Origin of the sequence: Sorangium sp. So ce1153 (assembly GCF_051521595.1) — a bacterium.
In the GTDB taxonomy this organism is placed as follows: Bacteria; Myxococcota_A; Polyangia; order Polyangiales; family Polyangiaceae; genus Sorangium.
Genome location: NZ_CP150361.1, coordinates 8048776 through 8071195 on the forward strand (window position 1 = coordinate 8048776; position 22420 = coordinate 8071195).

Annotated in this window: 19 protein-coding genes and 2 pseudogenes; 10 read left to right on the forward strand and 11 right to left on the reverse strand. The window is 70.9% G+C overall.

The window, feature by feature from the left end; all coding sequences use genetic code 11:
• Nucleotides 1-77 precede the first annotated feature (77 nt).
• The 3 genes from WME85_RS28970 to WME85_RS28980 all read right to left on the reverse strand — a co-directional run bounded on the left by WME85_RS28970 (nt 78) and on the right by WME85_RS28980 (nt 2684).
• Nucleotides 78-761 (reverse strand): hypothetical protein, encoded by a 684-nt coding sequence (locus WME85_RS28970; protein WP_437825798.1) that lies wholly within the window; start codon nt 759-761, stop codon nt 78-80.
• A 291-nt stretch (nt 762-1052) separates the two neighbouring features.
• Nucleotides 1053-1487, reverse strand: coding sequence for a hypothetical protein (locus tag WME85_RS28975; protein ID WP_437825800.1), 435 nt, complete (start codon nt 1485-1487; stop codon nt 1053-1055).
• A gap of 297 nt (nt 1488-1784) precedes the next feature.
• Nucleotides 1785-2684, reverse strand: a complete 900-nt coding sequence (locus WME85_RS28980; protein ID WP_437825801.1) for a LysR family transcriptional regulator — start codon at nt 2682-2684, stop codon at nt 1785-1787.
• Nucleotides 2685-2815: 131 nt separating this feature from the next.
• On the opposite strand from WME85_RS28980, the gene WME85_RS28985 reads away from it, so the two are divergent.
• The 3 genes and pseudogenes from WME85_RS28985 (at nt 2816) to WME85_RS28995 (ending at nt 4639) form a co-directional block, all read left to right on the forward strand.
• Complete coding sequence (locus WME85_RS28985) at nt 2816-4117, forward strand: MFS transporter (RefSeq protein WP_437825803.1); 1302 nt, start codon at nt 2816-2818, stop codon at nt 4115-4117.
• Between the two features lie 266 nt (nt 4118-4383).
• Nucleotides 4384-4452: pseudogene (locus tag WME85_RS28990) on the forward strand (hypothetical protein); the annotation flags it as partial.
• A gap of 49 nt (nt 4453-4501) precedes the next feature.
• A complete protein-coding gene (locus WME85_RS28995) occupies nt 4502-4639 on the forward strand; it encodes a serpin family protein (RefSeq protein ID WP_437825805.1) in 138 nt (45 codons plus the stop codon).
• Nucleotides 4640-4780: 141 nt separating this feature from the next.
• Here the strand turns inward: WME85_RS28995 and WME85_RS29000 are convergent, their stop codons facing one another.
• From WME85_RS29000 to WME85_RS29015, 4 genes are all read right to left on the reverse strand, one after another.
• Nucleotides 4781-5167: an AgmX/PglI C-terminal domain-containing protein gene (locus WME85_RS29000; RefSeq protein WP_437825806.1), complete on the reverse strand. Its 387-nt coding sequence runs from the start codon at nt 5165-5167 to the stop codon at nt 4781-4783.
• Nucleotides 5168-5218: 51 nt separating this feature from the next.
• The gene (locus WME85_RS29005; RefSeq protein ID WP_437825808.1) at nt 5219-5731 is read right to left on the reverse strand and encodes an OmpA family protein; all 513 of its coding nucleotides are present in this window, start codon (nt 5729-5731) and stop codon (nt 5219-5221) included.
• Nucleotides 5732-6302: 571 nt separating this feature from the next.
• Nucleotides 6303-6686, reverse strand: a complete 384-nt coding sequence (locus tag WME85_RS29010) for a hypothetical protein (protein WP_437302281.1) — start codon at nt 6684-6686, stop codon at nt 6303-6305.
• 16 nt (nt 6687-6702) lie between these two features.
• Nucleotides 6703-8448 carry an amidohydrolase gene (locus tag WME85_RS29015; RefSeq protein ID WP_437825810.1) on the reverse strand — a complete coding sequence of 582 codons (1746 nt, stop codon included), beginning with the start codon at nt 8446-8448 and terminating at the stop codon, nt 6703-6705.
• Between the two features lie 58 nt (nt 8449-8506).
• On the opposite strand from WME85_RS29015, the pseudogene WME85_RS29020 reads away from it, so the two are divergent.
• Nucleotides 8507-8721 (forward strand): annotated as a pseudogene (locus WME85_RS29020) (DUF2403 domain-containing lipoprotein); the annotation flags it as partial.
• Between the two features lie 207 nt (nt 8722-8928).
• Entirely contained in the window at nt 8929-9879 is a 951-nt protein-coding gene (locus WME85_RS29025) for a hypothetical protein (protein ID WP_437825811.1), read from the forward strand.
• A gap of 72 nt (nt 9880-9951) precedes the next feature.
• Here WME85_RS29025 and WME85_RS29030 read toward each other — a convergent pair whose 3' ends face one another.
• Nucleotides 9952-11061, reverse strand: coding sequence for a helix-turn-helix domain-containing protein (locus tag WME85_RS29030; RefSeq protein ID WP_437825813.1), 1110 nt, complete (start codon nt 11059-11061; stop codon nt 9952-9954).
• Between WME85_RS29030 and WME85_RS29035 the strand changes: the two genes are divergently transcribed.
• Entirely contained in the window at nt 11045-12520 is a 1476-nt protein-coding gene (locus tag WME85_RS29035; RefSeq protein WP_437825815.1) for an erythromycin esterase family protein, read from the forward strand. The genes WME85_RS29030 and WME85_RS29035 overlap by 17 nt on opposite strands.
• A gap of 140 nt (nt 12521-12660) precedes the next feature.
• Here the strand turns inward: WME85_RS29035 and WME85_RS29040 are convergent, their stop codons facing one another.
• Nucleotides 12661-13416 (reverse strand): methyltransferase domain-containing protein, encoded by a 756-nt coding sequence (locus WME85_RS29040; RefSeq protein WP_437825818.1) that lies wholly within the window; start codon nt 13414-13416, stop codon nt 12661-12663.
• Between the two features lie 322 nt (nt 13417-13738).
• Here WME85_RS29040 and WME85_RS29045 point away from each other — a divergent pair, with 322 nt between their 5' ends.
• The 3 genes from WME85_RS29045 (at nt 13739) to WME85_RS29055 (ending at nt 18039) form a co-directional block, all read left to right on the forward strand.
• The gene (locus WME85_RS29045) at nt 13739-14851 is read left to right on the forward strand and encodes a Gfo/Idh/MocA family protein (RefSeq protein ID WP_437825820.1); all 1113 of its coding nucleotides are present in this window, start codon (nt 13739-13741) and stop codon (nt 14849-14851) included.
• Nucleotides 14852-15406: 555 nt separating this feature from the next.
• Complete coding sequence (locus WME85_RS29050) at nt 15407-16969, forward strand: sugar ABC transporter ATP-binding protein (protein ID WP_437825821.1); 1563 nt, start codon at nt 15407-15409, stop codon at nt 16967-16969.
• Nucleotides 16966-18039, forward strand: coding sequence for an ABC transporter permease (locus WME85_RS29055; protein WP_437825823.1), 1074 nt, complete (start codon nt 16966-16968; stop codon nt 18037-18039). Before WME85_RS29050 ends, WME85_RS29055 begins: the two co-directional genes overlap by 4 nt.
• Nucleotides 18040-18050: 11 nt before the next feature.
• Here WME85_RS29055 and WME85_RS29060 read toward each other — a convergent pair whose 3' ends face one another.
• Together WME85_RS29060 and WME85_RS29065 are read right to left on the reverse strand one after the other, a co-directional pair.
• Entirely contained in the window at nt 18051-20501 is a 2451-nt protein-coding gene (locus tag WME85_RS29060; protein WP_437825825.1) for a substrate-binding domain-containing protein, read from the reverse strand.
• Between the two features lie 361 nt (nt 20502-20862).
• The gene (locus WME85_RS29065; protein ID WP_437825827.1) at nt 20863-21924 is read right to left on the reverse strand and encodes a hypothetical protein; all 1062 of its coding nucleotides are present in this window, start codon (nt 21922-21924) and stop codon (nt 20863-20865) included.
• A gap of 298 nt (nt 21925-22222) precedes the next feature.
• On the opposite strand from WME85_RS29065, the gene WME85_RS29070 reads away from it, so the two are divergent.
• On the forward strand, nt 22223-22375 hold the full coding sequence (locus tag WME85_RS29070; protein WP_437825829.1) for a hypothetical protein: 153 nt from the start codon (nt 22223-22225) through the stop codon (nt 22373-22375).
• Nucleotides 22376-22420 lie beyond the last annotated feature (45 nt).

Below are 22420 nucleotides of genomic sequence, written 5' to 3' on the forward strand. Positions count from 1 at the left end.
GCGGTCCGCCGGACGCCATCGCGACGAGACCGTCGGGCTTCCACTGAGGATCGAGGCCATGATCGTGCTCCTCGAGCTCATCCGGTTTCGCTGTCCGGGTTCGCGATCCGTCGTTCCATCTCCGTCGGCAGATAAACCCAGAAGCCCCCGTACGTGGCGACGTCGGCCTCTTCGGCCGAGTGTACGCGTTCCAGGAAGGTGCGCTCGGGCAAAGGGACGAGCCGAAATTCACCCAGATGGGTGAACCGACACCCCTTCAGCAGTCCTCCGAGAAGCTCGGAGCGCAGCTCGTCCAGGACTTCGGCGCGAAGCAGCACGGCGGTAGACTCTTGAAGCTTGGCCAGAAACTCCGTTCCGTCGACCAGCGGCGCCCAGGTCCACATGCTGCCGCCGGGGACCATCCGAACGCGGAACGCCACGCCCGCCCTGCGGAGCAGCTTCGAGAGCTTCACCCGCTTTCCTTGGGGCTTGAGGGCGAGATAATAAAACCCAGGTCGCCACCCTTCCGCGAAGCGACGAAGCCAATACTTGATGCCCCGGAATGACTGATGTCCGGAACCAAACTGGCAGATCTCTCCACCGGCTCGGCTCACGAAAAATCCACCATCGCCGAACGAGTCTTTGGGCGCAACATCGAAATAGATGCCGTCCGGCACGGTGAGCGTCCAAATCGGCAGCGGGAAGTGGGAAAGACCATACTGGCAACGAACATGGTCAGCCGCGATGGCGCAAATCTCTTCATCGGATAGCTTATCAGACATGAGCTCACTTTCCCGACAAGCGCGCACGGCTTGTTGTAGTCAGGGGCCGCTGCCCTTCGTTCGCGAAGCTCCGTAGCACACTATATGTGCTCGAGGATGAACGAGGTGTGAATAGCGCTGACTTTGTTCTCGAGACAGCCGAGCGTACTGCCGGTCTGCCGCGGCGCGCAGCACCGCCGCGAGCAGCGGCTTGTTGGGCGGGAGACATGGAAAGAGAGAGTACGCAGGGAGGCGGGGAGGCGGGCGGACCGCCGTCGAACCGCGGCGAGGCCTCTCCGGCCGACGCACCTCTCATCGCCGGACTTCGATCCCTTTTTCTCTCAGGCGCCGAACGATGTCCTCACCGTTCATCTCCCAGAGGTCGCCAGGGTCGATCTCTCGCGTTTCGCCGTTCTTCATCTTCACGATCCACACCTCAACCACGCGGTTCTTTCTACCACGGGCGGTGCCAATCGCGACGAACGCGACATCAGCGAGACGAAATCCCTTCACGGTCGGCGCGAACCAGAAGCCTGTGGTCTGCTCCAGCTTCTGGTCGTCGAGAACGACTCGATCCATCGCGAGCATCGGCGCGAAGATGCCACCCGCTATCGCAGCAACCAAGAATGCGATCAAGGCGAATCTCAGCGGCTTGCGCCCCCACAGCAGGAGCGCACCGACCAACACGGCAATCACCGCGATGGCAACCGCAATACCGGGAATGTAGCTCGGGAGTGTGTAGATCATGCTGTCTTACCTGAGGCATCTGGCGTTCTGCAGCGAGACCCGCGCGAATGGGCCCCGTCCGAAGCGGCGCCGAGCTGGACTGCGGCTCCTTGCGTCCGCTGACCGGTCCGCCGCGGGTCTGCCGCCGCGGAGCCCGTCGTCTGAAGGGATCGTGTCACCTCGCAGGCAGGTCTGTAAACGAATGAGCACACATCGCGTCGCCCCGCGGGCTGATCTCGCCGCGCCTGGAGGCCCGCGGTTCACCTGTGCGCAAGCGCCGCCAGCTCGACGGTCAGCCCTGGCCGGTGCGCCGGGCGTTCACCCGCCCCGCCCCGCCGCGCCGTCGACCACCTCCGGCACGGACTCCCGCATCGCCTCGACGAAGCGCCGCAGCCGGGCCGGATAGAAGCGGGCGTGCGGATAGACCAGGTGGACCGGCAGCGGATCCGCCTGCCACGCCGGCGCGAGCTGCAGCAGCCGCCCCTGCGCCAGGTCGTCGGCCACCAGCCAGGACGAGGACACGCAGACGCCGAGGCCCATCAGCGCGGCGCTGCGCAGGGCATACAGGCTGTCGGTGCTCATGCGCGGGCGGATCGCGAGCTCGATCCGTTCACCGCCCGACGAATGCGTCAGCGTGATCGTGTCGCGGTAGTACGTGCGCAGCGCCAGCCAGGGCAAGTCGGCCAGGTCCGATGGATGAACCGGCGGCGCGGCCCGGCCCAGCACCGAGGGCGCGGCGGCCACGATGCGCGGCACCTCGGTCAGGCGGATCGCCACCACGGCCGGATCGGCCACCGCGCCGACCAGGATCGCGCAGTCGACGCCGTCGGCGATGAAGTTCGGCTGCCTGTCGTGCAGCAGCCACTCGACGGAGACACGCGGGTAGCGGCGCAGGTAGTCGGCCAGCGGCCCGACCAGCTGGTGCTGGCCGAAGGCGTGCGGCACGACGACGCGCAGCGTCCCGTCGGGCTGGTCGCGGTCGCCTCGCATGTCCGCGTCGAACGCCTCCAGGCTGGCCAGCAGCGCCTTGGCCCGCTCGAAGCAGCGTTCGCCGTCCTCGGTCAGCTTCATCGTGTGCGTGGACCGCTGCAGCAGCGGCAGCCCCAGCGAGCGCTCCAGCGCCTGCAGGCGACGGCTCACGGTGGGCTGCGTCGTCCCCAGCAGGGTCGCCGCGGCCGACAGGCTGCCGGCCTCGACGATCTTCACGAAGGTCTGCATCAAGGCGATGCGGTCCAGCGACGAAGGCAAGGGCGTGGGCGGCGCCGGCACAGTCATACGCCAAACGTATAACCATCGTGCGTCTCACGCTACTACAACGTCACGGAGAGGCTCCGCATACTCGCTTCACGATGCTCACCATTCAGTCGACGCATACAGCCGCCGCCTCCCCGTCGCCGTCCGCCCTGCCCGCCGCTTCCGCGCCGCCCCTGCCCGGCGCCCTGGTGCTGCTGCTGGCCACCGGAGCGGGCCTGGCCGTGGCCTCGCTCTACTACAGCCAGCCCATGCTCGGCGTGCTGGGGGTCGACATCGGCGCCTCGGACAGCGCGCTCGGCCTCGTGCCCACGCTGACCCAGCTGGGCTATGCGCTGGGCATCCTGCTGCTCGCGCCGCTCGGCGACCGCTACGACCGGCGGCGCATCATCCTGGCCAAGGCGGCCGTGCTGGCGGCCGCGCTGCTGCTCGGCGGCGCCGCGCACGGCATCGGCGCGCTGCTGGTCGCCAGCCTCGTCACCGGCCTGGCCGCGACCCTGGCGCAGGACATCGTGCCCGCCGCCGCGACGCTCGCCCCCGAGGCGAACCGCGGCAAGGTGGTCGGCACCGTGATGACCGGCCTGCTGCTGGGCATCCTGCTGTCCCGCGTGGTCAGTGGCTTCGTGGCGGAGCACCTCGGCTGGCGCACCGTGTTCGTCGCCGCCGCGGCCAGCATCGCGCTCCTCGGCGCGGCGATGTGGCGCAGCCTGCCGCGCTTCGAGCCGACCACGCAGCTGAGCTACGCCGCGCTGCTCGGCTCGCTGGCCGGGCTGTGGAAGCGCCATGGAGCCCTGCGCCGCGCGGCGCTGGCCCAGGGGCTGCTGTCGGTGGGGTTCAGCGCGTTCTGGTCCACGCTCGCCGTGATGTTGCACGGCGCGCCGTTCCACCTCGGCAGCTCGGTGGCGGGCGCCTTCGGCCTGGCCGGCGCGGCCGGCGCGGTGGCGGCGCCCCTGGCCGGCCGCATCGCCGACCGCAGCGGGCCCGAACGGGTGACGCGCATGGGCGCCGGGCTGGCGCTCGTGGCCTTCGCCGCCATGGCGCTGTCGCCCATGCTGTCGGCCCACGGAAGGCTGTGGCTGCTCGGCGCCAGCGCCGTCGCCTTCGACCTCGGCATCCAGGCCGCGCTCGTCGCGCACCAGACCATCGTCTACGGCATCGAGCCGGGCGCGCGCAGCCGCCTCAACGCCGTGCTCTTCGTCGGCATGTTCGTCGGCATGGCCCTCGGCGCCGCGCTGGGCAGCGTGCTGCTCGCCCAGTGGGGCTGGGTGGCGGTGACGGCCCTCGCCTCGTCGACGGCGGCCGGCGCGCTCATCGTGCGACTCTGGCGGGCTCGTCCGGCGCTGGCCGTCGCCGCGCCCGTCGCCGCGCGCGCGACCGCTCACGTCAGCCAACACCCATGATGTCGATCACGGACCGAGTGAAGCCCTTGCGACTTGCTCGCTCCTGTTATCGCAAAGGAAAGGCCACGCGCGTCGATCGGCTTCCCAGGAAGCTGGGTCGCGCGCCGCGCGGGTAGCGGGTCAATCCGGCTCACCGGGGCACAATCTGTTTCTCACTCCGCGCCTCCGCATGGCAATACCTCTTGATAAATGCTCGTTTCCAAGCGGAAGCTCTCTGGCATACGGCCTGCACAGGGCCAGTGGCATGCGAACGACAATGAGCTTTCGTGCTCGTCAACGCGATCTCCTTCGACGCCGCGTGGAGCGAGCCGTTCAAGGAGGCAGCGACGAAGCCCGGGCCCTTCCGGCGCGGCGACAGCACGAGCGTCACCGCCGAGATGATGCATGGCCACCGGGAGCGGGGGAGGAGAGCCCGCCGAAGCGCCGCTCGTCCTCGATCACCCGTTCTTCTTCTTCATCCGCGACGTACCGACAGGGGCGCTCCTCTTCGCGGGGCGCATCAACGATCCGACAGCGCACTGACAGCGAGGCGCGGACAGCGCACCGGCAGGGAGCTCCCCCTGCCAGGAAGACCCGAGGAAGCCTCGCTCCTCGTGGCGCCCCGTCAGCTCCCTCGATCCGGCCGGGCGGGGGAGCTCCCCCACCCGCCCCTGGACCCCGCGGCTACGCCTTCGGGGTCCGGGGCGTGAACTCCCAGACGAACTTCCCCTTGCCCTTGTTCTGATCCGCCGGCGTCAGGACGAGCCCGTCGATCGACTGAACGACGCAGCTCGTCACCTCCTTCGAGGCGGTGGTGCCCTCCTCGTCGACGACGATGTCCGTGAGGCGGCCGGTGTCCTCGAGCACGAGGAAGGTGAGGGTGACCTTGCCCTCGGCGCCGGGATTCCGGGCGAGCTCCGCGTCGTAGCACGACCGGATCTGCTCCTCTCTCGTCGAGAGCAGCGCGGTCGTGTCGTCTCGGTACATCTCCGGGCTGCGCAGGGCGAAGGAGCACCCTGCGGACGCGCTCGACGAAGTCACCAGGACAATACCGAAGAGCCATTGCTTCATGCGCGCCTCCTTGCCGGGAGCAGCGTTCGTGGATCGACCCCGGACCAGCATCTACTCCCCTTTCTCCGCGGCCTTCGCGGTGTCCTGCTCGACGATGTTGAACTCGACCCGGCGGTTCTTCTCGCGCCCCTCCTCCGAGTCGTTGTCCGCGATGGGCTTGGTCTCGCCGAAGCCCTTCGCGGTGAGCATGCCCTGCGCGATCCCGTGCTTGACGAGGTACTCCATCACGGCCTTCGCGCGGCGATCCGAGAGCTTGAGGTTGTGGTCGTCCGCCCCATCGGAGCTCGCGTGCCCCTCGATGGCGATCTTCTTGATGTGCGGGTGCTTCTTGATCGTGTCGACGACCTCGTTCAACAGGCTGTGCGACTCCGTCCGGATCGCCGCCTTGTCGTGCTCGAACTGGATCTTCTCGTTGATGACGATCTGTTTCTCCGTCACCTCCACGCGCTTCTTCTCGGGCGGCGGGGGCGGCGGGGGCGGCGGGGGCGGCTGGCCCACGATGGCGAACGCCCTTCCCCCTTCGAACGCGGTGACGCCGCCGCAGGCCGCAGAGCCAAGGCTCACGCCGACGAGCAAGGTGAGGGCGATTCGAGGCCCGAGGCCCGTGGGTCGCCGCGACGCGCGATGGGCGCCGGGCCAGGAGCGAGGGCCCGGACGGCGCCTCGCGCTTCGGTTGTCGGAAATATCGTTCATGGTCGAGACTCCATGGGCCGCGGTCACGGGCCCAGGTCGCTGGGTGGCACGCTCAGCGCGAGCACGACGAATACCCTGGATACGGGTAAGGTCGGCTCGCGGGCGAGCTCCGTGGCGCGCACCCTAGCCCAGATCGGGCGCGGCGAGCTAGCCTGGATTTCACCAAAATGGCCCCACTCCGGCGCGCTCGCGACACCATCCTGCCCCCTGGTCCGCGGGTGAGAGGAGCTTCGCTCCAGGTCGTGTTCCCCTGATCGTGCCAGAGCGGCGCTGCGCAGGCCGTTCGCGCCCGGTGGAAATCCAGCGTTGACCGCGGAACCGCCGCAGGATGCAGCATGTTGCATTCTGCGACACGACGGCGCGGCATGTCACGGCGGAAGCGTGCCAGTCGGCCGTGCGATGCCCGAGCCGCTCAAGCGGCGTGGGCACGCCTGGACACCGCTCACCGCGCCCCGAACCTCACGTCCAGGTCCGGGTACTTGCGGGCGAAGTACTCCAGAGCCAGCCACGTGTGACAGCGCCGAACGTCGGGTTGACGAGCCGTGGGGCAATTGCAGCCGAGGAAGACGTCCCCTTGCCGGGCCTCCTCGGCGAGCGCGTCGAAGCGCCCCGCTTGCTCCGCAAACCGCTCATCGAGCACAGCGATGTAGGCGGCGCGAAACCGCTGGAAGCCCGCTTGCGAGGGGTCGGACAGGAACTCTTCGACGATCTCCGGGGTGGGCCTCAGGACGTGTTGCGTGTGTTTGCGCGTGTCGTACCGTTTGCCTTCCGGCAGCGGATCGCCGTCCCGACGGCGCCCGCGGACGATCTGGTAGCGTGCGAGCATGCGATCCTTCCTGCTTTCATTGCGTCGGCCGTGACATCGGATGGCGGTCCGGACGAAGCGCCGGGGCGCCGGCGCGCGCCACGCGGCCGCCCACGACCACCATGTCGATCGGCGTATCGACGAGCGAGCGATCGGGCGAGAGATCGCGGCCGAGGACCGTCAGATCGGCCACGTAGCCAGGCGCGATCCGGCCCCTCTGCCCCTCGGCCCAGGACGCGTACGCGGGCGCCGCGGTGAAGGCCAGGAGCGCCTCGTCGAGGTCGAGCCGCTCCTCGGGCATCCACCCGCCCGGGGGCTGGCCCGAGAGGTCCTGCCGGGTCACGGCCGCGTACATGCCGAGCAGCGGCGAGGCGTCCTCCACCGGGAAATCCGAGCCGAACACGAGGCGCGCGCCCGACGAGCGCAGCGACCTCCAGGCGTACGCGCCCTTCAGGCGATGGGCGCCGAGCCGCGCGGGCGCCCACGGCATGTCGCTCGTCGCGTGCGTCGGCTGCATCGAGGCGATCACGCCGAGCGCCGAGAAGCGCGGCAGATCGTCGGGCGAGACGATCTGCGCGTGCTCCACCCGGAACCGCAGCGCCGCCGCCCGCCCCGGGCCGAGCGCCTCGAACGCGTCGAGCGCGGCGCGGTTGGCGCGGTCGCCGATCGCGTGCACCGCGAGCTGGAAGCCCGCGTCCGCGACGAGCCGCGCCGCGCGCGCGAGCGCGTCGGGCTCCATCAGCAAGAGCCCGCTCGTCGAGGGCTCGTCCGCGTACGGCTCGAGGAGCGCCGCGCCGCGCGAGCCGAGCGCGCCGTCGGCGAAGAGCTTGACCCCGCGCAGCACGAACATCGCCGTGCCCGTCGCGTCCACGTCGGGCGCGCGCCCCCTCAGCCCCTCGAGCCTCCCCTCGCCCGCGAGGTACGCGTGGACGCGGATCGGCAGCCGCCCGGCGGCGGCGAGCGCGCGGTAGGCCGTCACGGTCTCGTCGTCGATGCCCATCTCGTGCACGCCCGTGAGCCCGCACGAGAGCGCCTCCTCGGCCGCGCGCAGGATGCGCCGCTCGCGCACGGCGGGCGGGTCGGCCGGGATCCTGGCCTCGACGAGGTCCATCGCCTTGTCGATGAAGACGCCCGTCGGCTCGCCCGCCGCGTCGCGCAGGACGCGCCCGCCCGGCGGATCCTGCGTGCCCCTGCCGACCCCGGCCGCGCGCATCGCCGCGGCGTTCGCCCAGAGCGCGTGCCCGTCGACGCGGCGCAGCGCCACCGGATGCTCCGGCGCCGCCGCGTCGAGCGGGCCGTGCGTGGGGAACGCGGCGCCTGGCCAGAGGTTCTGGTCCCAGCCGCGCCCGGTGATCCACTCGCCCCTCGGGCGGGCCTTCGCCGCCTCGGCCACGACCGCCGCCGCCTCCTCGACGCTCTTCGCGCCGCGCACGCTCGGCGTCTCCAGCGCGATCCCGAGCCCGTAGAGGTGGCCATGACCGTCGACGAGCCCGGGCACGACCGCGCGCCCCGGCAGTTCCACGACGCGCGTCCCCGGCCCGACGAAGGCCTTCGTGTCGGCCGCGCTGCCCACGTAGACGATCCGCTCGCCGCGCACGGCGACCGCCTCGGCGCGCGGCTTCGCGGGGTCCATGGTCCGGACGACGCCGGCCTTGATCACGAGATCTGCGGGCGCCCCGGGCGCCTCGGGCGTCGCCGTCGCGGCGGGCGGGCCCGGGGAGGCGCAGCCGGGGGCGAGGCTGCCGAAGAGGCTCAGGAGCGTCGCTCGGAGCACGTTCGACATGAGCGCCACCCTAGCACCCGCGCGGGGCGCGCAACGGCGGCCGAGCAGGAGGGCGCTCTCGGCCTTCTCGCCCTGCAACGAGCAGATGCCTCTCCTCCTGCGGGGCCGCTCCGCATCAAGCAGGTCGCCGTCTACCGGCCTGTCGGAGGCGGCGGCGGCGATCGCCGGGAGCGTCGCTCCTTCCGGGATCGTCGCACGCCGGAGGCGCTCGTGGATCTCGAGCTCACCGGCCCGGATGGGGCGGGAGCGTTCACCGACGATCCGGGCAACGCGCTCATTCCTCACCGGCCCACGAAAAATATCACGCCCCCTCAACGATTCCCACACGACTGACTGCCCATGCCGGCAAGTGCCTGTCCTGTCATGATCGATTACGGGTGTAGCTTGATGGTCGCATCATGAATCGCACATTCTTGAATTCGCATCTCCGCTCAAACACCGCTGGCTCACGCCCCGGCCATGGATTAGAGTCGCACTCCGATGCACAACCGCTCTGACCACTTCGCCAAGAGCTTGCTGCGCGACGGACTGAGCCTCGTCTCGGCGGCGGAGACCGAGGTAGAGGTCCTGGCGGCGACACAGAAGATCGATGTCTACAGCGTGCCTGACCCCGCACGCGAGGCCGAGCGCGCCGGGATGGGCCTGCTCGGCGAGCTCGCGGCAGAGCCGAGCCTATTCGAGCCGTTCCGCGGCACGCCGAGCCTGCGTCTGGTGCGACGGTGCCTGCGCAAGCAGCTGACGTGGCACCACGAGCTGGAACGCCGCGCCCGCGCTGCAGCCGGCTCCGCCGCGCCGGACCCGGACGCCGACGCGCCGCCGCAGCCGGCGGTGGACTTCCCGGCGCTGGTCGTCATCAGCCCCGGGCGTCCTGAGACGGTGCTCGACGCCTACCGGTGCGAGCCGGTGCAGGCAGGCGTCTACCACGCCGTGCCGGGCCTGGTGATGCGCGTCGTGGTGCTCGCGGAGCTGCCCCGGACGCGCGCGACGCTGCTCTTGCGGCTGCTCGGCTCAGGCCGCCTCCTGCGCGAGGCGCTGGCCGACCTGGCGGCGCTGCCGGACGATGCCTGGGAGAAGAGCATCGCCAAGCCGCTGCTGGTACACTTCCGGCTCGGAACCCAGGAGCCGACGATCGAGAAGGAGGACGAGGTGAGCGCAGAGATCCGGGCGTGGTTCGAGGAGTACGAGCGGAAGCTTCGGGCCGAGGAGCGAAAGGAAGGCCGCAGGGAAGGCCTCAACGAGGGGCGCAACGAGGGGCGCGCCGAGGAGGCAGCGCGTGCGGTGCTGACCGCGCTCCGGGTTCGCGGCATCGCCGTGCCGGACGCCGCGCGGGAGCGCATCCTGGCCGAGAAGGATCCGGAGACGCTGGAACGGTGGCTTGAACGCGCCATCGTCGCCGGGTCGCTCGCCGAGGTGCTCGACACGCTGAGCTGAGCGAGGCCGGCGCCGGCCGGCGACCGGCTCCCCAGGCCTCGACCGAGCTCGCGCTGGAAAGGGCAGCGGTGTTCACGGAGGCGTCGCATCGCCGGCGCGACGTCCTTCATCCGCGGCGCGCCGCGCCGTCCGGAGGACCTGATCGCGGAACTGACTGGGGGTGAGGCCCGTATGCTTCTTGAAGTTGGCGTTGAGCGTCGACTTGGAGCTGAAGCCGCAGTCCATCCCCAGGGCGAGGATCTTCTCCGCCGACAGGTCTCGATCGAGCAGCCGCCGCTTGAGCTCCTCGACGCGGGCCAGGTTCACCACATCGTGGAAGCTCTTGCCGAAACGGTCGTTCAGGACCTGCGACAGGTGGTGTGACGGCACGCCGAGGCGCCGCGCCAGCCCCGAGAGCGTGAGGTCGGGGTCTCTATACGGCTTTTCGCGATCGAGCAGGGCGGTGAGCTGCAATTCGATCTGCGCCACCTGGCTCTCCTTGAGCCGCGTCTTCTGGTACTTGACCGCCGCCGGCCGCACCTCGGCGCTCCCCGCGACAGCCGACCCGTGCTCCGCCGCGCCCGCCGCGCCCGCCCCGCCCAGCGCCCCCGGCGCGATGAGCGGCGCCCCCGGCGCGATGAGCAGCGCCTCCGGCGGGCCGCCCGGGCTCGACGCGGGCCCGGGCTCCTCGAGCCTCGCGGCCCCGCTCGCCTCCCCCGCCCTCGCCAGCGGGGCCGGCTCCCTCGCCTCGGCGCCGCCGCCCGGCGCCGGGACGACCTGCGGCTCGGACGCGTTCCTGTAGGCGATGATGTAGATGAGGACCATCAGCCCGGTGTGCAGATAGCCCAGCACGGGAACGGGGCTGATCCGCGCGAACATCGACCCGAGCCAGAGGACGAGCAACGCGCCCAGGAGCCACTGCAGCCAGCGGAGGTTGATCCGGTCGACGTTCGAGACCTCACCGGCGACCGCAGCGCGGTAGCGGCGCACCGTCAGGAACGCCGCCAGCAGGTAGCCAAGCCCCTGGAGCTCGACCCCCCACTGCCAGAGCGCCTGATCCCAGGCGAGCACCCCGCGCCCCTCGCGCATCGCCAGCGCGAGCTTCTCCTCGCCCGGCAAGACGGACCCGCGCGGGCAAGAGCCCGCTGGCGAGCCGCTCGATCCGCCTGCCGGCGGCACCGCCTGGGTGATTCGCGAGGCCACGCCCATCACGACGACGGATCCCGTCGAGGACGACGCCGACATGGAGGCCTTCGGCGACCTCCTCGGATCGGCGAAGGTCGCGGGGCTCGGGGAGAGCGCCCATGTCCTGCACGAGCTGAACCAGATGCGGATCAGGCTGCTCAAGTACCTGGTCGAGAGGAAGGGCTTCCGCGCGATCGTCCTGGAGTCCGGGATCATCGAGGGGCGGTTGGCCGAGAGGTACGTCCAGGGAGACCCGGACGTCACCGTCGAGGACGCGATGCTCGGCGGCTTCACCCACGGAGCCGGCCTGTACGAGGAAGTCCGCGGCATGCTCGAATGGATGAGGACGTACAACGCGAGCCAGCGAGACGCGGACGACAACGTCCACTACTACGGGATGGACCTGACCGTCCGCGGAGACGCTCCGGTGACCGCGCTGGAGCTCCTCGCGCCTTATCTCGCGAAGGTGGACCCCGCGTACGCGGAGGCAGAGCTCAGCGAGCTCCTTTCGCTCGCCGGGAGGGCGAACGAGGTGACCGAGGAGGTTCAACGGTACTATGAGCGCCTCGGCGAGGATCACATCCCGGGCAACTACCTGGACGGCTTCACCTCGGTCAGCTTCGAGCAGCTCAGCGAGGACGATCAGGCCGCGCTGGAGGACGGCGTCGAGCGGCTGAACGAGCGCCTCGCGGCGAACGAGGCAGCCTACACGAGCGCAAGCTCGAGCGAGGAGCACGCGTGGGCCTCTCACGCGGGCCTCTTGGCCAGCCAGATGCTCCGGGACCTCCGGTCGAGGCAGGCGCACCCGGCGATCGTCTACTTCGACGAGAACATGAGGGTGCTCGAGGTGATCTACAAGGACCGCCTGCCGGAGCTCACGATCGACCGGCGCCACCTCATGCGGCTGGATGACGTCGAGGCCTACAAGGTGTACTTCAAAGGGAGGGAGACTCGAGAGCTCGCGCTCGCCGAGAACCTCGCCTGGGTGCAGTCCCGTCACGGGAAGACGATGGTCTACGCCCACAACTTCCACCTGCTGAAGACGGAGGTCGATGTCACCGTGGGAGACCTCGCCCTCGGAAAGCTGGGAACCAAGGGCGCGGGCCAGTTCATCGCGGAGCGCTTCGGGGACGACTATGTCCTCATCGCGGGGACGATGGATACGATCCTGGGCCCGACGGGAGCCCCGCTTCCTCCGGAGCAATGGCCCCCCGACTTCATCCCCACGAGCCAGTGTGATCGGTGCCTGGAAAAGGCGCTGGCGGAGGCCGCGGAGGCGCGCTCCTCGAGCGCGCTGCTGCTCGACCTGCGCACCGCGTCCGGCGAGGCGCGCGCGTGGCTGGAGGACGACATCGACAGCCGCTGGCAGGGCAGCTTCCAGAAATTGAGCCCGCTCCGTGCCTTCGATGGCGTCTTCTTCGTCAGCGGGGTCACCCCGTCGCGCCCCTACCAGCCCGGGAGCCCGGCGGGCGAGTGAGCGCGCGCGTCCTCGGCGTGCACGGCTCGTGGTGGCCCGGGCGCCTGGCGAGGTGTGCTCGCCCGGCGGACAGGCCGCCGGGCCTCCTTTGAAGGACGCGACCCGCCCCCTCCTGGACAGACGACGTTCACCTCGAGAGGCTACGCTGGCTTTCGCGCCCACGCGCCGAAGACCATCTCGCCAACATAGGTGGCGTTCGCCTTCTGGAGCTCCTCCGCGAGGCGCTGTTCGAGGGTGTCGACCTCGATCTCCTCTGCGGAGGCGACGCCTTGTTGCACGATGCGAGCGAGCATCGCGCGGACGATGAGCCCGGTGGGGAAGAGCGTCCTTGGCGTCTGCACGATCGCCTCGGCGCGGACGTGCTCCACGGTGAGCCCGGCCCGCTCGAGGACCGACGCGAGGTCGAAGCCCATGTGGATGTTGGCCCCCTCGCGCTCGACGGTGCGCCAGATCCAGCCGCGCACACGGTCGTGCAGCGGCAGCGGCTTCGAGGACGCCGGCCCCATCGACGCGTCGTTCTCCTGGAACACCACGAGCCCACCGGGCCGTACGGCGCGGGCGAGCCCGCGGAGGGCGACGACGGGATCGCGCTGGTACATGAGCACCCGCCGCCCGACGGCGGCGTCGAACAGGCCGTGCTCGGGCAAGGGTTCGCCGAGATCGCCCTCCGCGAACGCGACATTCGAGAGGCCGAGCTCGCGCGCTCGCTCGCGCGCAGCCGCGACCGGGCTCACGTCTCGGTCCAGGCCCAGGACCTGCCCCTGTTCCCCCACCAGCCGCGAGATCATCAGCGAGACGTCCCCGCGGCCGCAGCCGACGTCGAGCACGCGCATCCCTGCGCTGATGCCCGCGTCGCTCAGCAATCGCCTCGTCATGTCATCGACGATGTTGGCCATCGTTTTCCGTCTCCAGGTGAGTGACGTGCCGTGACGTCAAGTGAGCAGACCGCTCCCGCCAGCTCCACGGTGAGCGTGCCGAAGAGCGCGCTCGCTTGGCGTGACGCGCGTGAGGCGCACCACGCGCGCGCCGGGTGAGCAGCGGAACCACGATCTCGTTCGCCACCTCCGATCCCTAGCGCCGGCGCCGCGACCGCTGCAGGTCAAGGCTTTCGCCCGGATTGGCGATGTTTTGGATCGGGGGTTGGGGAGAGGGATCCCGGAGGCACGCCTCGTTACCCACCCTGGCTTCCGCGGCTCCCCCACGGTATGCCCGGGGGCCATGGAACACGAGCGCAGGAAGATCCGCTACGCCGTCATCGGCCTCGGCAACATCGCGCAGGTCGCGATCCTCCCGGCGTTCGCGAGCGCCGCCGAGAGCTCGGAGCTCGTCGCCCTCGTCTCGGGTAGCCCCGAGAAGCTCGAGGTGCTCGGCGAGCGCTACGGCGTCGCGGAGCGAGGCGGCTACGCCGAGCTCGAGGCCGTCCTGAAGCGCGCCCGGGTCGACGCCGTGTTCATCGCGCTCCCCAACTCCCTGCACCGCGAGTTCACCGAGCGCGCCGCGCGCGCGGGCGCGCACGTGCTCTGCGAGAAGCCGCTCGCGATGACGGAGGAGGACTGCACGGCGATGATCGAGGCCACCCGGCTCGCCGGCGTGAAGCTGATGACCGCCTACCGGCTCCACTTCGAGGAGGCGAACCTCAGGGCGATCGACATCGTCCGCTCTGGCAAGCTCGGTCAGGTCCGGGCATTCACCTCGTCATTCTCGCACACGGTGCTCCCCGGCGACATCCGCACCAGCCGCGAGCTCGGCGGAGGGGCGCTCTTCGATCTCGGCTGCTACTGCATCAACGCCGCCCGCCACCTCTTCCGAGAAGAGCCGATCGAGGTGGTCGGCGCCAGCCAGCAGCTCGGCGAGGGGCCCGCCCAGGGCGTCGACGAGTCGACCACGGCCACCCTGCGCTTTCCGAGCGGCGGCGTCGCCACGTTCACCGTGAGCCAGGGGCTCGCGACCGTGGCGTCGTACCGCATCACGGGCACCAGGGGCGACCTCCGCGTCGAGCAGGCCTATTTCTACGCAGGCCCGATAAGGCATCATCTCACGATCGACGGCAAGACCCAGGAGCAGACCTTCGAGGATCGCGACCAGTTCGCCGCCCAGCTGGTCTACTTCTCGCGCTGCATCCAGGAGGACACGGAGCCCGAGCCGTCGGGCGTCGAGGGCCTCGCGGACGTCCGCGTCATGCAGGCCATCCAGCGCTCCGCCGCGAGCGGCAAAGCCGAGGCGCTGCCGCCGTTCGCTCGGGACCGCCGGCCCGATCTGAGCCTGCAGATCCACAGGCCTCGGCTCGGGAGCCCGACTCCCGTGCACACCGCCTCCCGCGACAAGGGTTGACCACAGGGGTGGATCCAGGGGGGCCAGCGCCGAGCGTCGCTCGGCGCGCGGCACCTCGCCGCCGCGAGCGCGACATCGCCGCCCGGGCGCGGACGAGAGCTCTCGGCCTCCTCCGTGTCCGCTCGATCCCGACATAACCCCCGGTTGCGCCTGTCGCGCACCACGTCGCCGCCTCGCGGTCACATCCTCAACTGCGACCCCACAAGCAGGAGATTCGCACCGACCATTCCATGTGCCTCGCGCCGCTCGCCGTCGAGATCTGGTGAGCTCGCGCACCCCGCGCCTGCCGAGAGTGGCGACCCGGCGCGTCGCCGCGATGATCCGCCTGGGTCGCTCACAAGAGGCGCGACATCGTCGAGGTGAGTCGTTAGCATCGCTCCGGGGCATCACCGATGTCGCGGAGCCGCGACGTCGTCATCGACGCACGCTGGGTGTGGACGAACCGAGGAGGACTGCCGTGAATCATCAGAAGAGCTTCTGGGAGCTCGCCAGCCAGGGCCGCGACGCCGTCGGCGTGAGCGTCCTGGCGCCTCGCTCGAGCGCTCGCTCCTCTGGATGACGCTCCCCCCCGAACTCCCCACCGGCCCCGATCCCGCCCCCCTGCTCGCGATGCGGGGGATCGTCAAGCGGTTCCCGGGCGTCACCGCGCTGGCCGGCGTCTCGCTCTCGCTGCGCGCCGGCGAGGTGCTCGCCGTCATGGGAGAGAACGGCGCGGGCAAGAGCACGCTCATGAAGATCCTCGGCGGGGCGTACCCACCCGACGAGGGGCAGATCGTCATCGACGGAGCGCCTGTCGCGCTGCACGGGGTGCGCGAGGCCAAGCGCCTCGGCATCGCGCTGGTCCACCAGGAGCTGATGCTCGCGTCGAACCTCGATATCGCCGCGAACATCTTCCTTGGCAACGAGGGGTCGAACGGCCGCCTGCTGGTCCGGCTGAGGCGTGATGAGCTGAACACGAGGGCGGCGGCGCTCATGAGGCGCGTCGGACTCTCGCTGACGCCGACGACGCCCGTCTCGGCACTCACCGCGGGGCAGATGCAGATGGTCGAGATCGCCAAGGCGCTCTCGGTGAACGCCCGCATCATCATCATGGATGAGCCGACGTCGTCGCTCACCGCGGGTGAGTCGGCGGAGCTCTTCGGCATCGTCCGCAAGCTCCGCGCGGAGGGGATCGGCATCATCTACATCTCCCACCGCATGGACGAGGTGCTGAGCCTGTCCGACCGGATCGCCGTGCTGCGCGACGGCAAGCACGTGGGCGACCTCCCGCGGGCCGAGGCGACGCACGACCGGATCGTCGCGATGATGGTCGGGCGCGAGCTCAGCGGCCACTACTTCCCGGAGAAGCGCGAGCGTCCGCCGCGCGAGCCGGTGCTCGTGGTGAGCGACCTCATCGCGCCCGGCGCGCCCGCGGGCGTGAGCTTCACCGCGCTGCGCGGGGAGATCCTCGGGTTCGCGGGGCTCGTCGGCTCGGGGCGCACCGAGCTGATGCAGGCGATCTTCGGGGCGACCCGGGCGCTCGGCGGCGCGATGACGCTCGAGGGCAAGCCCTACCTGCCGCGCACGACGCGCGACGCCATCGACCGCGGCGTGTACCTCGCGCCCGAGGACCGCAAGCGCCACGGGCTCGTGCTGCCGATGACGCTCGTCGAGAACACGTCGCTGCCGAACCTCGCCAGCTACAGCCGGTGGGGCTGGCTCCGCCGCGACGCCGAGCGCCGCGTCGCGCGCGCCGAGGTCGACCGGCTCCGCATCAAGACGCCGACGCTCGACCAGCGCGCGGTGAACCTCTCCGGGGGCAACCAGCAGAAGATCGTCCTCGGGAAATGGCTGTCGATGAGCCCGCGCGTCCTCATCCTGGACGAGCCGACCCGCGGCATCGACGTGGGCACCAAGGCCGAGATCTACCGGCACATGGCCGCGCTGGCCGACGCGGGCATCACGCTGCTGATGGTCAGCTCCGACATGGAGGAGGTGCTCGGCATGAGCGATCGCGTGGTCGTCATGCACGAGCGGCGGATCAAGGGCGTGCTCCAGCGCGAGGGGCTGACCCAGGAGCGCATTGCCACGCTGATGACGGGGAAAGCGGAAGGCACGGAAGGTGAGGTGACGGCATGAGACGTGAGCTGGGCATGAGCCTCGTGCTCGTCCTGATGTGCGCGGGGCTCTACATCTCCAACCCCGATTTTCTCGGGCAGTCCAACGTTATCAACACCACGCGGCAGATCGCGATGCTCGGCATCTATGCCATGGGCATGGGGCTCGTCATCATCACCGGCGGCATCGACCTGTCGATCGGCTCGGTCGTCGGCCTCACCGGCGTCCTGATCGCCAAGATCTCGTCGCCCGGGATGGGGTGCCTGGGCTACCCGCTCTGGTTTGGCGTGACGGTGGCGCTCGCCGCCGCGGTGCTCGTGGGGCTCGCGCAGGGGCTGCTGATCACGCGGCTCAAGCTGCAGCCGTTCGTCGTCACGCTGGGCGGCATGCTCCTCATCCGCGGCGTCTCGCAGACGGTGGCGGAGGGCGGGACGCTGAGCTTCGGCAGCTCTCCGTTCCTCCGCCTCGCCAACGACGGCCTCCTGCACTACCGAGGCAACGCGCTGATCCCGTACCCGGTCGTCATCTTTCTCGGGGTCCTCGCCGTGGGCGCCTACGTGCTGCACTTCACGGTGCTCGGCCGCTACATGTACGCGCTCGGCGGCAACCGCGAGGCCGCCGAGTACTCGGGCATCGACGTGACCCGGGTGGAGGTCGCGACGTACGTGATCTCGTCCGCGACGGGGGGCATCGCCGGCGTCTGCTACGCGTCGTACATCGGCCAGATGTCGCAGCAGGTCGGGATCGGCTACGAGCTCTACGCGATCGCCGCCGCCGTGCTCGGTGGCTGCTCGCTGCGCGGCGGCGAGGGCGGCGCGCTCGGGATCCTCGTCGGCTCGGCGATCATGCGGGTCATCGACAACGGCATCAACATGTTCCAGGTCCTGTACAACGACGGCGGCGTGCGGCGGATCTGGCGCCTCGACCCGAACTGGACGTTCGTCATCATCGGCAGCGTCATCCTCGTCGCCGTGGTCTTCGACCAGGTGGTTCACATCGTCCAGGAGCAGCGGCGAGCGCGGCGCGCGGGCGACGCGCGGCTCGCGGCGCCGCGCCCGGCCGAGTCGCCGCCCGCCGCCGGGGCGGGGTAGCGCGGCCGCGATCAGCCGCGCGCCGCGCCGCGGCCGCGCGCCGCGGCGCGGCCGCGCGTCCGTGCGAGCGCGTACCTGAAGCCTTGCGCCAGGTTGCTGCGCGTCACCATCGCGCCGAGGTCCAGGCCTTGCTCGACCATCATCTGCGCGGCGCCGGGCCGCACGCCGACGAGCACCGCCTCGGCGCCGAGCAGCGCGGCCGCCCGCGCCGCCTGGACGAGCTGCGACGCCGCCGCCGCGTCGACGATCGCCATTCCGGTGACGTCGATCAGCACCACCTGCGCCCGCCGCGCGTCGATCTCCCGGAGCATCGACTCGATGAAGTGGCCGGAGCGCTCGGCGTCCATGACGCCGATCACGGGCATCACCAGGATGCCCTCCGCGATCGGCACGACGGGGCTCGAGAGCTCGCGGATCGTCTCTAACAGCGCCGCCTGCTGCCGGTTGGCGCGCTCGAGCGCCGCGCTGCGCTCGGAGATCCGGCGGAACAGCCGGGCGTTCTCGACGCCGACCGCGACCGTGCCGGCGACGCGGACCAGGAACGACACGTCGTCCTCGCCGCACGCCGCGCTGCGCTCGCTGCTCAGGACGAGGGCGCCGAGGACGCTGCCCCGGGCCTGCAAGGGCAGGGCGACGAGCGTGCGCGCGCCGGCGTGCGCCGCGGAGACGGCGGCGTCCGCGCGCGCGTCGCCCTCGTCCGGGTCGATCACGAGCGGGCTGCCCGCGCCGAGCGCGCGGCCCACGAGCGAGCGCGCCGGGATCGAGACCTGGTCCTCGACGACGGTGCGCGAGGGGGGCGGGAACCCGATCAGCATGATCTCGGTCGGGTGGGCGGCGGAGGGGTCCCGGCCGCCCCGCTCGTTCGCGACGCGGCGGGCCGCGTCGCGCGTGAGGTAGTCGCTCAGCGTCGTGGACCACGGCGTCCGCTCGAGGGTGACGCAATCGACGCCCGTGTGGAGGACGCGCGAGGGCGGCAGCTCGGCGAGCGTCGGCGCGATGCCCTGCGCGTTCATCCGGTGGAGCACCTCGACGCCGCGGAAGCCCATGTCGTACTCGCGCTGCACGATCGTCGCGTGGATCGCGCCCTGCCGGAGCAGGGCGACGGTGCTGGAGATGAGGTCGAACCCGACGACCTTGAGATCGCCGCCCCTGCCCGCGGCCCTCGCGGAGAAGCCCCAGGAGGGCCCGTTGTCCGCGGCGGCCCCGAAGGCGCCGGCGATGTCGGGCCGCTCCGCGAGCGCCGCCGCAGCGAGCCTCATCCCGTTCGCGAGATCCCAGTCGCACGCGATCGTCGGCAGCACCGTGAGGTTCGACAGGGGCGGCCCGAGCGCCGCCGCGCGGAAGCCGTCGACGCGCTCGCCGACGTTCCGCGCGAGGTCCACGGCGCCGAGGGCCGCGACCGCGCCGCCGCCCGGGAGCAGCCGCATCATCATCTCGGCCGCGAGCCTGCCCGACGCGACGTTGTCCGTCCCGATGTAGAGCTGCGCCCGGCTTCCCGCGATCGGCGGCGCGTCGATCACGACGACCGGGATGCCCGCGTCCGCTGCCTGTCGAAACGCCTCCTCCGCGCTCTCGGGGTTGCCCGGCGCGATGAGGATGCCGGACATGCGCCGGCGGATCGCCTCGTCGAGCAGGGCGCGCTGGGAGCCCTCGCCGTCGCCGCCGTGCCCGGTCCGGAAGTCCACGGCGACGCCCAGGGGGCGCCCGGCGCTGACGGCGCCGGCGCGGATGTTCTGCCAGTAGGTCGTCGGCTCCGACGACGGGGCCCGGTACACGCGGGCGCGGAGCTCGCCCCGGTCCGGCGCGGGGCTGTCCTCCTCGAGGACCCAGAGCTCCACCTCCTTCCAGTCCGGATCGAGCTGCACGCTCTTGATGCCATGGGCGATGGTCTCGATGAGGTCGTGCAGCTCGACCGTCGTGCCCGCCGCGTTCAGCAGCTTCTCGAACAGGCGGATCTCCTGCGCTGATCTCGCCTTGTCGTCATAGAGCCTGTTCCGCTCCAGCGCGTCGCCGGCGGCGTCCGCGATGCTCTCGATCATGGCGCGGCGCTCCGCGTCCGGCGGCTGCAGGGTCGGCTGCTCGATGGCGAGGTAGCCAACGAGCTCTCCGCACACCTGGATGGGCGCGACAAGCACGCCTGCGCCCTCGGGAATCGTGCCTTCGGTCGCGACGGGGCCAGGCGAGTACGCCCGGTACCATGCGTGCGCGTCGACGACGCAACCCCCGCGCGCCGCGTCAGGCGCCGCCTCCGGGGCGAGCGCGGCGCCGCCGCCGGCGAGCGCCGCAGCAGCCGGCACGTACAGCGCATGCGCGCGCAGCCCGTCAAACCCCAGGAGCGCCCGGACCGCGAAGCGGCGCCCCTCACGGAGGAGCAGGCTGCCGCGCGGCGCCCGAGGAGGGATGGCCATGGCCCGTCGCACGATCTGCTGGAGGACGGCGAGGAGGTCGGGCACCTTGAGCATGCGGTTCTTTCCGGGCGGCCTTCCGTGTACGTGGCGAGCGGGGCCCGGGAGCGCAAAGGGCCGCTCCGCTGTCAAGGTTGCTCCGCTTTCACGGAAGGCCAGGCGGGCACCATGGCACAGGGCTCCCGTCGCTCCTCATGAAATCCGAGCGCGGTCGGATCAGCGAAGCTCGCGCAGCACGTGGGCACGACAGCGTCATGGAACAGGTAGGGGATCACACTGCCCACCTCGCGCTCCGGACATCTTGTGAATGGGCCGACACACCCTCACGGCCGAGAAGGGCCTTCGCGCGTGAGCAGTCGTCGGCCCGATCAAGCGCCTCCTCGCCGGGCGCCATCTGCGGAGAGATCTGGGGGCGTCCTCACGGCGTGCAGTGAGCGACGGTGCGCCCGCCCTGCTCGGCCGTGGCGCAGCCGGTGTAGCCCGCCGCCCGGCAATCGACCTCTGCGGGCTTCCCCAGGTCGCAGAAACGGAGGACCGCCCCGTCGCACGCCTCGTTGTCGCCGAGGTCACACGCGCCGCCGACCAGCCCGCAAGAGGCCGCGCCGGCGAACTGCCCGCTCTGGATGAAGCCGCAGCCCTGGCCGTCCGGCTCCTCGGCGGCGCAGTCGCGGCGGCTCAGCTTGCCGCCCGCGCAGGTCTCCAGGACGGCGCCGTCGCACTGCTGGGAAAAGAAGCTGCACGCCTCGCCCGTGCCCACGCAGCCGAAGGCGCCGCGCTGCTCGTCGAAGCCGCAGGTCTCCCCGGCGATCGAGAAGACCTTCTCCCCTTCGGTGCTGTTCACCAGCACCAGGTTGTACTGGCTCGGACAGTGGACCCGGGTCAGGACGCCGGCGGCGCTGCACTCGATGAGCACGTCGCTGTCCGCGGGGTCGCACGAGGGTGACGTGGTGGCGTAATCGCACGGCTCGGCGCCGCACCCGGCGACGAAATCCGACGAGCAGGAGAGCCCGGCGGCCGCGCAGTCCATCGCGGCGAGCGGCGCGCCCAGCTCGTCGCAGAAGACCCATGTATCGCCCTCGCACAGGTCGGCGCCGGCCTTGTCCCTGCATGCCTCGGCGAACGCCTCGGCGGCCGGCGTACACGCGCGGACGCCGGCGCAGTCGGCCGCCGCGAGCTTGCAGTCCATGGCCGCGAGGCCGAGGCTCCTCGGCCCGGTGGTCGCCCACGCCCATCGCTGATCGAGCTCGTGGCCGAGGCAGGCGTGGATGCCCAGCGGCGTCCCGCCGTCCGCGTCACAGGCGTTGATCCGCAAGCACGCCTCGACGCGCGGGTCGAGGCTTGCCGGGCCACCTCCGCTGCCGCCTTCTCCCCCGCTCCCCCCTCCCCCGCCGGCGCCGGCGCTCGTGCTGGCGGAGCCGGCGCCGCCGCTGCCCTTCCCGTCGTCCTCGCTGTCGCCGCAGCCGAGCAGCAAGAGGCTCAAGAAAACCATGCTCGCGCGTCGTGGCGTGTAGATCGCAATCATATCGCGTTGTTATCACGAGGGCACCAGCGCTTCTACCGGCAGAAGCGCCTGAACCTTCATGCGATGATACGCGACCCCACCCACGTCCACGAGCGCACCACCTGCGGTCTCTACACGGAAACGCTACATGGCCGTCGACGACGATCCTGAACTGGGACGGCGTCACGACCTTCTATGTCGGCGAGGACGGCCCCAGCACCAACCACAACTTCTTCTTCTACGAAGAGCCCACCTCGGGCACGTTCCGCCTCATCCCGTGGGATCCCGACAAGACGCTGAGCATGAGGAGGGCCCGCACGGGCCCGAGCTGCTCGACTGGAGGGCGGACCTGGAGGTCCTCAAGCGCGATCTCTCGGGCATGCGCGCTCGCATGGAGCGCCTCCTCGACGGCGCGGCGCGCGGCGACTGAGGAGCCCCGCCGCGCGCCCCGGCCCGTCCGACGCGGCGGTCCGGC

Excerpts from the sequence above, each read along its gene's own strand:
- WME85_RS28970 (WP_437825798.1), bottom strand. The coding sequence starts at position 761 with ATGTCTGATAAGCTATCCGATGAAGAGATTTGCGCCATCGCGGCTGAC.
- WME85_RS28975 (WP_437825800.1), bottom strand. The coding sequence starts at position 1,487 with ATGATCTACACACTCCCGAGCTACATTCCCGGTATTGCGGTTGCCATC.
- WME85_RS28980 (WP_437825801.1), bottom strand. The coding sequence starts at position 2,684 with ATGCAGACCTTCGTGAAGATCGTCGAGGCCGGCAGCCTGTCGGCCGCG.
- WME85_RS28985 (WP_437825803.1), top strand. The coding sequence starts at position 2,816 with ATGCTCACCATTCAGTCGACGCATACAGCCGCCGCCTCCCCGTCGCCG.
- WME85_RS28995 (WP_437825805.1), top strand. The coding sequence starts at position 4,502 with ATGGCCACCGGGAGCGGGGGAGGAGAGCCCGCCGAAGCGCCGCTCGTC.
- WME85_RS29000 (WP_437825806.1), bottom strand. The coding sequence starts at position 5,167 with ATGAAGCAATGGCTCTTCGGTATTGTCCTGGTGACTTCGTCGAGCGCG.
- WME85_RS29010 (WP_437302281.1), bottom strand. The coding sequence starts at position 6,686 with ATGCTCGCACGCTACCAGATCGTCCGCGGGCGCCGTCGGGACGGCGAT.
- WME85_RS29015 (WP_437825810.1), bottom strand. The coding sequence starts at position 8,448 with ATGTCGAACGTGCTCCGAGCGACGCTCCTGAGCCTCTTCGGCAGCCTC.
- WME85_RS29025 (WP_437825811.1), top strand. The coding sequence starts at position 8,929 with ATGCACAACCGCTCTGACCACTTCGCCAAGAGCTTGCTGCGCGACGGA.
- WME85_RS29040 (WP_437825818.1), bottom strand. The coding sequence starts at position 13,416 with ATGGCCAACATCGTCGATGACATGACGAGGCGATTGCTGAGCGACGCG.
- WME85_RS29045 (WP_437825820.1), top strand. The coding sequence starts at position 13,739 with ATGGAACACGAGCGCAGGAAGATCCGCTACGCCGTCATCGGCCTCGGC.
- WME85_RS29050 (WP_437825821.1), top strand. The coding sequence starts at position 15,407 with ATGACGCTCCCCCCCGAACTCCCCACCGGCCCCGATCCCGCCCCCCTG.
- WME85_RS29055 (WP_437825823.1), top strand. The coding sequence starts at position 16,966 with ATGAGACGTGAGCTGGGCATGAGCCTCGTGCTCGTCCTGATGTGCGCG.
- WME85_RS29060 (WP_437825825.1), bottom strand. The coding sequence starts at position 20,501 with ATGCTCAAGGTGCCCGACCTCCTCGCCGTCCTCCAGCAGATCGTGCGA.